The sequence below is a fragment of the Curtobacterium sp. PhB130 genome, assembly GCF_003755165.1.
In the GTDB taxonomy this organism is placed as follows: domain Bacteria; phylum Actinomycetota; class Actinomycetes; order Actinomycetales; family Microbacteriaceae; genus Curtobacterium.
This window is the reverse complement of sequence record NZ_RKII01000006.1, coordinates 1,179,346-1,188,171: the sequence shown is the minus strand read 5'-3', so window position 1 is coordinate 1,188,171 and position 8,826 is coordinate 1,179,346. Positions and strand designations below refer to the sequence as shown.

At 72.6% G+C, this 8,826-nt stretch carries 7 protein-coding genes; 3 read left to right on the top strand and 4 right to left on the bottom strand.

Features of this window, described 5'->3' with window-relative positions; translation table 11 throughout:
• Positions 1–91: 91 nt before the first annotated feature.
• From EDF24_RS05825 to EDF24_RS05815, 3 genes are all read right to left on the bottom strand, one after another.
• Entirely contained in the window at positions 92–3,199 is a 3,108-nt protein-coding gene (locus tag EDF24_RS05825) for an efflux RND transporter permease subunit (RefSeq protein ID WP_123701401.1), read from the bottom strand.
• Between the two features lie 46 nt (positions 3,200–3,245).
• Positions 3,246–3,896 carry a DUF6518 family protein gene (locus EDF24_RS05820; RefSeq protein WP_123701400.1) on the bottom strand — a complete coding sequence of 217 codons (651 nt, stop codon included), beginning with the start codon at positions 3,894–3,896 and terminating at the stop codon, positions 3,246–3,248.
• A 96-nt stretch (positions 3,897–3,992) separates the two neighbouring features.
• Positions 3,993–5,447, bottom strand: coding sequence for a PLP-dependent aminotransferase family protein (locus EDF24_RS05815; RefSeq protein ID WP_123654389.1), 1,455 nt, complete (start codon positions 5,445–5,447; stop codon positions 3,993–3,995).
• 61 nt (positions 5,448–5,508) lie between these two features.
• Here EDF24_RS05815 and EDF24_RS05810 point away from each other — a divergent pair, with 61 nt between their 5' ends.
• From EDF24_RS05810 to EDF24_RS05800, 3 genes are all read left to right on the top strand, one after another.
• Positions 5,509–6,183: a YitT family protein gene (locus EDF24_RS05810; RefSeq protein ID WP_207909538.1), complete on the top strand. Its 675-nt coding sequence runs from the start codon at positions 5,509–5,511 to the stop codon at positions 6,181–6,183.
• Positions 6,184–6,269: 86 nt separating this feature from the next.
• Positions 6,270–7,163: a DUF4097 family beta strand repeat-containing protein gene (locus tag EDF24_RS05805; RefSeq protein WP_123654390.1), complete on the top strand. Its 894-nt coding sequence runs from the start codon at positions 6,270–6,272 to the stop codon at positions 7,161–7,163.
• Positions 7,160–7,732 (top strand): PadR family transcriptional regulator, encoded by a 573-nt coding sequence (locus EDF24_RS05800; protein WP_123654391.1) that lies wholly within the window; start codon positions 7,160–7,162, stop codon positions 7,730–7,732. Before EDF24_RS05805 ends, EDF24_RS05800 begins: the two co-directional genes overlap by 4 nt.
• A gap of 262 nt (positions 7,733–7,994) precedes the next feature.
• Here EDF24_RS05800 and EDF24_RS05795 read toward each other — a convergent pair whose 3' ends face one another.
• On the bottom strand, positions 7,995–8,783 hold the full coding sequence (locus EDF24_RS05795; protein WP_123701399.1) for a MerR family transcriptional regulator: 789 nt from the start codon (positions 8,781–8,783) through the stop codon (positions 7,995–7,997).
• Positions 8,784–8,826 lie beyond the last annotated feature (43 nt).

Here is an 8,826-nt window from a genome sequence, read left to right as displayed (position 1 = left end):
ACCTCCGGTGACGACGTGGTGTGTGGTAACTCACATCGTCCCGGAGGTCTTCACTTACGTCACCCGTTCACAACGTCCCGGGGAACTACAGCTAGACCTGCCCCGCTCGACGGTCGGCCCGGCGCTCCCGCCCCCGCTCGACCAGGAAGTACAGCCCCGGCAGCACGACGAGCGTCAGCAGCGTCGAGGACACCAGACCGCCGATCACGACCAGTGCGAGCGGCTGCGAGATGAAACCGCCCTGTCCGGTGACCCCGATCGCCATCGGCACGAGCGCGAAGATCGTCGCCAGCGCCGTCATCAGGATCGGGCGGAGTCGCCTGGTCGCCCCCTCGATCAGGGCCTCACGCACGCGGAGCCCCCGCCGTCGGTACTGGTTGACGAGGTCGATGAGGACGATCGCGTTCGTCACGACGATGCCGACGAGCATGAGCACGCCGATCAGGGACGCCACACCGATCGGGATCCCGGACACGATCTGCAGCAGGATCGCCCCGGTCGCGGCGAACGGCACCGACACCAGGAGCAGCAGCGGCTGCAGCAGGCTCCGGAAGGTCGCCACCATCACCACGTAGACGATGAGGATCGCGACGAGCGCGGCGAGCAGCAGTTGGCTGAACGCCGACGACTGGCTCGAGGCCACCCCGCCGATCGTCGCCGACGCGCCCTTCGGCAGGTCGAGCTGGTCGACGGCCGAGGTCACCGCCGTGACCGCGGCGCCGAGGTTCGCGGAGTCCGGCGTGACGGTGATCGTCGCGGTGCGGACTGCGTCCGACGTGGTGACCGTGGTCGGACCGTCGGCCTTCTCGACCGTGGCCACGTCGGACAGCGGGACCGGCCCGGTCGAGGTCGGCACGGACAGCGAGCGCAGGGCGTCGACGGTGGTCGGCGGCTCCGGGTCGGCGATGTAGACGTCGAGGGAGGCGTCGTCGATCTCGACCGTGCCGGTGTCCTGCGGCGAGACCGCGGCGGCGACGATCCCGCCGACCTGCGTCTCGGTGAGCCCGAGCGCCGCGGCCTGTACGCGGTCCACCCGGACGGCGAGGTACGGCTCGGCGGCGGAGAGGTTGCTCGACGCCCCGGTCGTGTGCGCGACGTCCTCCAGGCGGTCGAGCGCCTTGTCCGCCGCGGTCTTCAGCTGCGCCTGGGTCGGTGCGGTGACGTCGACCTCGATGTCGCTGCTGCCGCCGAAGCTGCCCCCGGAGGACGAGAGCGCGATCTCGCCGGCACCGCTCAGCGCGTCGAGCCGCTTCCGGGTGTCGGACTGGATCCGGGCCTGATCGGCGTCCGAGTCGGTCGTGACCGCGTACTGGATCGACGCCGTCCCGCCGCCGCCGAACGCCGCCTGGATCGACTGGCCGCTCGACCCGATCGTGGTCTGCACGGTGTCGACGCCGTCCACCGCCCGCAGCTGCCGCTCGACCTTGCGCGCGGCGTCGGACTGCACGTCGAGCGAGGTGCCGGGCGCCAGGTCCTGCGTCACCGTGAACGTGTTCTGCCCGGAGTCGCCGAGGTAGTTCGTCTTGACGAACGGCAGCGCGGCCACGGTCCCGCCGAGCACGAGCACGGCGAGCACGACGACGAGCGCCGGGAACCGGAGGACCCAGTGCAGCACCGGCAGGTACCCACGGCGGAGTCGGTCCGGCGCACCGGCGTCGTGGAGGTCGGCGGCGGACCGCAGGGTCGAGTCCGTGGCGGACGCCGGCGCCACCGTGCCCGCGTGCTTGTGCCCCTTCGGCGCGCGGAGGAACCAGTACGCCAGGACCGGCACGATCGTCAGCGCGACGAGCAGCGACGCGATGAGCGCCATCGTCACGGTCAACGCGAAGGGCCGGAAGAGCTCGCCCACGAGCTCGGCGACGAAGGCGACCGGCAGGAACACCACGACGGTCGTCAGCGTGGACGCCGTGACCGCCCCGGCGACCTCCCGCACGCCGTCGAGCACCGCCTGTCTGCGGTCCACGCCCGGTTGGAGGTGCCGCTTGATGTTCTCGATGACGACGATGGAGTCGTCGACCACGCGGCCGATCGCGATCGTGAGCCCGGCGAGCGTGATGATGTTCAGCGTGTAGTCCGCCGCCCGCATGCCGATCGCTGCGAGCAGCACCGAGGTCGGGATCGAGATCGCCGTGACGATCGTCGACCGCACGGACAGCAGGAACACCAGGATCACGACGACGGCGAACCCGAGGCCGAGCAGGCCCTCTTCCGCGAGGGAGTCGATCGACTGCTGGATGTACGGTGCCTGGTCGAAGACGACCGTGAAGCGCGGGTTGCCGTCGATCTTCGACTCGATGTCGGGCAGGGCGGCGCGGACCGTCTTCGACACGTCGACGGTGTTCGCCTCCTGCGTCTTCGTGATGGAGATCGTGAGCGCCTGTCGGCCGTCGACCCGGCTGATCGACGTCCGGGGCGACTCGGTGATCGCCACCGTCGCGACGTCGCCCACCGTGGTCGCAGTGGCGCCGCCGGTCAGGGGCAGCGCCTCGATGTCGGCCACGGACGCGATCCGCTGCCCGGTCTGCACCGAGAGCGTCGAGCCGTCCTGGGTGATGGTGCCGCCGGGGATGAGCGTGCCGTTGTCGTCGAGGGCGTCCTTGATCGCGGTCTCGGACAGGCCACGCGCCGCGAGCTCGTCCCGGTCCGGGGTGATCAGGACGCGGCGCCCGGGGTTGCCGTACACGTCGGCTTCGCGGACGCCGTCGAGCTTCTCGAGGTCGGGGATCGCCGTCGCGGTCAACCGGTCGACGAGCTGCTCCTGGTTCCCGCTCGCGGACACGGCGAGCTGGATCACCGGCAGGTCGTCGAACGACCCCGTGACGATCTGGGTCTGCACGGAGTCGGGCAGCGACAGCGCGTTCACGACGGTCTGGATCTTGTCCTCGGCGCTGGCCAGGTTGGAGCCGTAGTCGAACTCGGCCGACACCACGCTCTGCCCGGTGGAGGACGTCGCCGTCGTGGACTTGAGGTCGGGCACCGCCTGGATCCCCTGCTCGATCTTCGTCGAGACGTCGTTCGACACGACTTCCGGGGTGGCCCCCGGGTAGGCGCTGACGATCGCCACCTGCGGGAACTGGACACTCGGGATGAGCTCCTGCTTGAGGCTCCACAGCGAGATGCCGCCGAAGATCGCGACGACGATCGTCACCAGCGCGATGAGCGCGCGGTTCCGCAGGCTGAAGACCGAGAGGAGGTGCACGGTCCGATCCTCGCAGGATGCGCCGACACCGGTTCGCTCGCTCCGACTACCCGCCGACCGCCAGGTACGCGACGAGCACCCCGACCGTCCCGACCACCCCGACCCCGAGCGCGACGACCCGGCCGATCGGCGACCGCGCGAGCACCACCCCCAGAGCGACGACGAGCACCCCGACGACGATCTCGACGATCCAGGACGTCGCACCGGTCGACGACGCCACCCGCAGCAGCGCCCGCACGCCCTCACCGACGAGCACCGCCCCGGTCACCCCGTACGCCGCGCCCCGCCAGCGTGCATCGCGGGAGCGGACGAGCACGGCAACTGCGCCGGCGAGCACCCCCGCTGGGACCGCCATCAGGACCCAGAAGCTCGTGATCGCGAGGACGTCGGGGAACCCACGGAGGTTCGACGTCGCCCAGTACCCGACGTGCATGCACTCGAGGACGACGACCCCGCCCACCATCGCCAGCGGCATCCCGACGCGGCCGCCGCGCACGCCGGCGACGAGCAGCAGCGCCACGGCGACGAGGAACCACGGCCCCGCGGCGTTCGACGCCGTCGCGAGCCCCGGCACGCCCTGCCCGTACGACGTGAGCACGCCGGCCAGCAGTGCGCCGCCGAGCACCATCGAGACCCGGGCGGCGACCGGCACCGCGGGGACCGGCGGGACGGGCGGAGCGGAGATGATCGGGGTCATGCCTCCAGCATGGTGAGCGCGCCGCGACCGGACATCACCCGAAGGACCCAAACCCGACGGACCGAGATCAACCCACAGGATGACCCACGGCGCCGCTCACACCACCGCGGCCAGGGACCCCCGCACCTCGGCCGACGATCCCCCGGTCCGCGCCCACGCCCGCTCCAGCACGTCCACCAACCGGGTCCGGTCCGCGGGCGGCATCGTGAACGGCACCCGGAGGAACCGTTCGAACCCGCCGTCCGGCCCGAAGACCCCGCCGGACGCGAGCACCACGCCCTCGGTCCGGGCGGCGAGCACCAGCGCGCTCGACACCGGGCGTCCGAGCCCCACCCACGTCGTCAACCCGCCCGCCGGCGACGGGACGTCCCACTCCGGGAGCCGCGCTCGGAGCGCGCCCACCACCTCGTCGCGACCCTGTCGCAGGGACTCGCGCCGAGCCTCCAGGACGGCGTCGGTCCGTGGCACCAGCTCCCGCGCGACCAGCTGGTCGAGCACCGGCGTGCCGAGGTCGCCCGTCGGACGGGCGAGCAGCAGTCGCTGCAGCAGGTCCGGCGACGCGCGGATCCAGCCGATCCGGAGGCCGCCCCAGAAGACCTTGTCGGCCGAGCCGATCATCACCACGGACGCGCCGGACCCGGCGGCGGTGGCCGCCAACGGCGGCGAGGCGACCCCGTCGATCCGGAGCTCGCCCATCGTCTCGTCCGCGATCACCGTCGTCCCCACCGACGCGGCGATGGACAGCAGCGTGTCCCGGGCGTCTGCGGACATCGTCGCCCCGGTCGGGTTGTGCAGCTCCGGCATCACGTAGGCGACGGACGGTGCCGAGCGCCGGAGCGCCGTCTCGAGCACCCCGACGTCCCAGCCGGTCCGGGAGTCGACGGGCACGCCGATGAGCCGGCCGCCGGCCTCGCGGAAGGCCTCGTGCGCGTGCGGGTACGTCGGCGACTCGACGAGCACGGTGTCGCCGCGTCGGACGAGCACCCGGGCCAGCAGCGCGATCGCGTGTTGCGCGCCGATCGTCACGACGATCTCGGACGGCGCGGTGGGCAGGCCGCGCGCGGTGTACCGCTCGGCGATCGCGGTGCGGAGTCCCGGGTCGCCGACGGTGTCGTAGCCGATCCCGGCGAGCGCCGCGGGCACGTGCCGCACCGCCCGCTCGACGGCCTCCGCCACCCCGGGTGCGGAGTGCATCGCCGCCTTCCGCAGGTCGAGGACGTCCCCGGTCACGACCCCGCCGAGGCGCTCCGGGTCCGGCCGACCGGCGAGGTCGCGCGGGAGCTGGACGACACTCCCCGATCCGCGGAGCGACAGCAGGAAGCCGTCGGACCGGAGCCGGGCGTACGCGTTCGCGACGGTGGTCCTGGACACCCCGAGCGTGTCGGCGAGCCCACGCTCCGCCGGCATCCGGGCCCCGAGCGGGATCCGGCCGTCGATGACGAGGACGCGGATCGCGTCGGCGAGGGCCTCGTAGGCGGGTGCGTCGGCACCGTCGCGCCACTCGTGGAGGAGCAGGGCTGCGGAACGGGCGCTGAGGAGGACCGGGGTCATGCGATCCACGCTAGCCGAATTGGCTCTCGACCGGCAGTCCAATCAGCGCGAGCATCGACGCATGTCCCGCCCCACCGCACTCACCCTCCGCTTCGCGCAGCTCTTCGTCGGCCTGTTCCTCTACGGCGCCTCCACCGCGCTGCAGGTCCGCGCGGTCGTCGGCGTCAGTTCGTGGACCGTGCTCACGGAGGGGCTCGAGAACGTGGTGCCGTGGTCGTTCGGGCTGATCACCGTGGCGTCGAGCGGCGTCATCCTGCTCTTCTGGATCCCGCTCCGCCAGAAGCCCGGCATCGGCACCCTGCTCAACGCCCTGGCGATCGGCCCCTCCGCGGACCTCGTGCTCTGGCTCGTGCCCACCCCGGACGGCCTGCTGGCCCGGATCGGCCTGTTCATCGCCGGACTCCTGCTGCTCGCCCTCGCCACCGCGTTCTACATCGGTGCCGGCTTCGGCACGGGCGCGCGCGACGGGCTGATGGTCGGTGTGCACCAGCGGTTCGGGTGGCCGATCTGGCTGGCCCGCACCGTGATCGAGGTCACCGTGGTCATCGTCGGGTGGTTCCTCGGCGGGGACGTCGGCGCGGGCACCGTGATCGCGGCGTTCGTGATCGGCCCGATGGTCCAGCCCCTGATGCCGGTCTTCCGCCGGTTCCCGTGGTCGCCGGAACGCGCGGGTCACGCCTCCACCGAACGGGAGGCACGGCTCACCCCCGCCACGGAGCCCACGGCCGTCCCGTGAGTTCTCCAAGTCCCCTTGCGGCTCCGCGAGACGCGATATAACGTGTCGGCAACAGACGCGATACATCGCGAGTTCGAGGAGACAACATGGCTCAGGAGAAGTGGCTCGTCGAAGAGCCCAAGGTCATCGACACCGGCATCGTCCGGTCACTGCGCGTCGGCCTCGTCGGCGGGCAGGTCGACGTCGTCGCACACGACGAACCCACTGCGCGGGTGGAGGTCCACAGCGTGTCCGGCAAGGCGCTCAAGGTGGAGCTCGACGGGGACACCCTCACCGTCGACCACCCGCAGATCCGCTGGGACGACCCCATCGGGTTCCTCAAGTCGTTCCGCGGCAAGGCCCACGCCGACGTCAGCATCCTGGTCCCGCGCGACGCCGGGGTCACCCTCGGCGTGGTGTCGGCCGGCGCGCTGCTCTCCGGCACGAACCGCGGCGCGACGCTGAACACCGTCTCCGGGGACCTCGTCGTCGACGGGGTCGCGGGTGACGTCACCGTCAACGCCGTCTCAGGCACGACGACCATGCGCGACCTCGACGGCGCCCTCACCGTGCACACCGTCTCGGGCGACGTCGTGGCCACCGGTGAGATCCCGCGCTTCTCGGCCGACGGCGTCTCCGCGGACGTCGTGCTCGACCTGCACGGCACGCCGGACTCCGCCCGCGTGAACACCGTGTCGGGCTCGGTCAGCGTCCGGCTCGAAGACGGCGTGCCCTTCCAGTGCACCGTCAGCACCGCCTCCGGCAAGCTGCAGTTCGACGACGCCGAGATCAAGGGCGTCCGAGGCTCCTACGTCAAGCAGGGCGGTGAGCTCTCCGGCGCCTGGCTCGACCTGCGCGTGAACTCGGTCTCCGGGGACATCGCCGTGCTGCACGCGCCGCCGGTGGCCGCCACCTCCCCCGCCGACACCGACACCACCACGACCGCCGGGTTCCCGTCGGCCACCACGTCCGTCGTCGACGAGAGCGAGGCACCCGAATGAGCCCGGTATTCGCGCACGGACACCTGCGGCTGTACCTGCTCGTGCTGCTCGCCGACCACCCGATGCACGGGTACGAGGTCATCCAGGCCCTCGGCGACCGCTTCGGCGGGACGTACGTCCCGAGCGCCGGCACGGTCTACCCGCGCCTGGCGAAGCTCGAGGACGACGGCCTGGTCACGAAGACCGCCGACGGCCGCAAGACCGTCTACGCGATCACCGATGCCGGCCGTGCCGAACTGGCCGCCCGTGCGGACGAGATCGCCTCGCTCGAGGAAGGCGTCAACGACTCCGTGAAGTCCCTGGCCGACGGCGTCCGCGCCTCGGTCGGTGACGCCATGCGGTCCCTCCGCGCCGACCTCGCCGCCTCCGCGCAGAGCGCCACCGCCGAAGAACCCGTGTCGGTCCCGTCCGAGAGCGCCCGCGCCCTCCGCGAGCTCGAGATGGCGCTGTCCTCGTTCCGGCAGCAGGTCCGCGCCGACCTCCGTCGCCGGGCGACCCGCGGCACGCTCGGTCCGGACACCGTCACGCGCCTGCGCGACGGTCTCGAGGCGCTGCGCAAGTCACTCTGAGGGCCGCGCCGACGGGGCGGCGGCCACGGCCTCCCGTCGGCTCTTCGCCGGCCTCCCGTCGGCTCGTCGCCGGCCCGTCGCCGGCCCGTCGCCCGGCCGGCCCGTCGCACTACCGAAACCGGCCCGAACCACGGAATTCCGTGGTTCGGGCCGGTTTCGGTTGTGCGGAGCCACCCCGCACCGGCGACGGCGCCGCCCGCGGCGCCCCGCACCGCCGGCGACGGCGCCGCCCGCGGCGCCCGCGGCGCCCGCGGCGCCCCGCCTACAGCCCCGCGTCCGCCAGCGCGTACATCGCGTCGCGGAGCGCGCGCGACGCGCCGGCCCCCGCCCACTCGTAGGCGTGCGTGAACCGCTCGTCCGCGATGTACATGTCGGCGAGCGTGCGGAACCGCTCCGCGGTCAGCTCGGCGGGCGGGGTCGCCTGCGCGAGCCAGGCGAACTGCCGCCGCGCGAGCGCGACGCCCTGCTCCGAGGTCGGCGCCGCCCCGGACGCGGCGAGCGCTGCCGCATCCGACGCGATCGCGCGCTGCTCGGCCTGGAACGCGTCCTTCGCGGAGCCGTCCTGCGCGCCCCACCACGCCGCCCCGCGTTCCCAGGCGTCGGCGCCCCAGCGTTCGGCCACCTCCTCCCGGAACCGGGACTGGTCGAATCCGTCGAACGTGTCGTGCATGGTCATGTCCTCTCCCTTCCGGAGCCTGGTGATGGTGGTGCGCACCGCCTGCAGTTGCCGGGCGATGCGGTCGCGTTCCCGTTCGAGCCACGCGACGTGTGCGGTGAGTGCGACGACGTCGTCCTGCTCGCCGTCCAGGACGTCCCGGATCGCGGACAGCCCGAGGCCGAGTCCGCGGAGCAGCAGGATGCGCTGGAGCCGGACGAGCGCCCGGTCGTCGTACCGCCGGAGCCCGCCGTCCCCGACCGCGGTCGCGGGCAGCAGGCCGATCGCGTCGTAGTGCCGCAGCGTCCGGCTCGACACACCGGCGGAACGAGCGACGTCGGCGATGCCGTGGGGCGCTTTCGCAGCTGGGTCGGCGGTGCCTGTCGGATCACTCATGCAGGACACGGTACGGGTTGACGCAGCGTCAACCGCAAGGGTC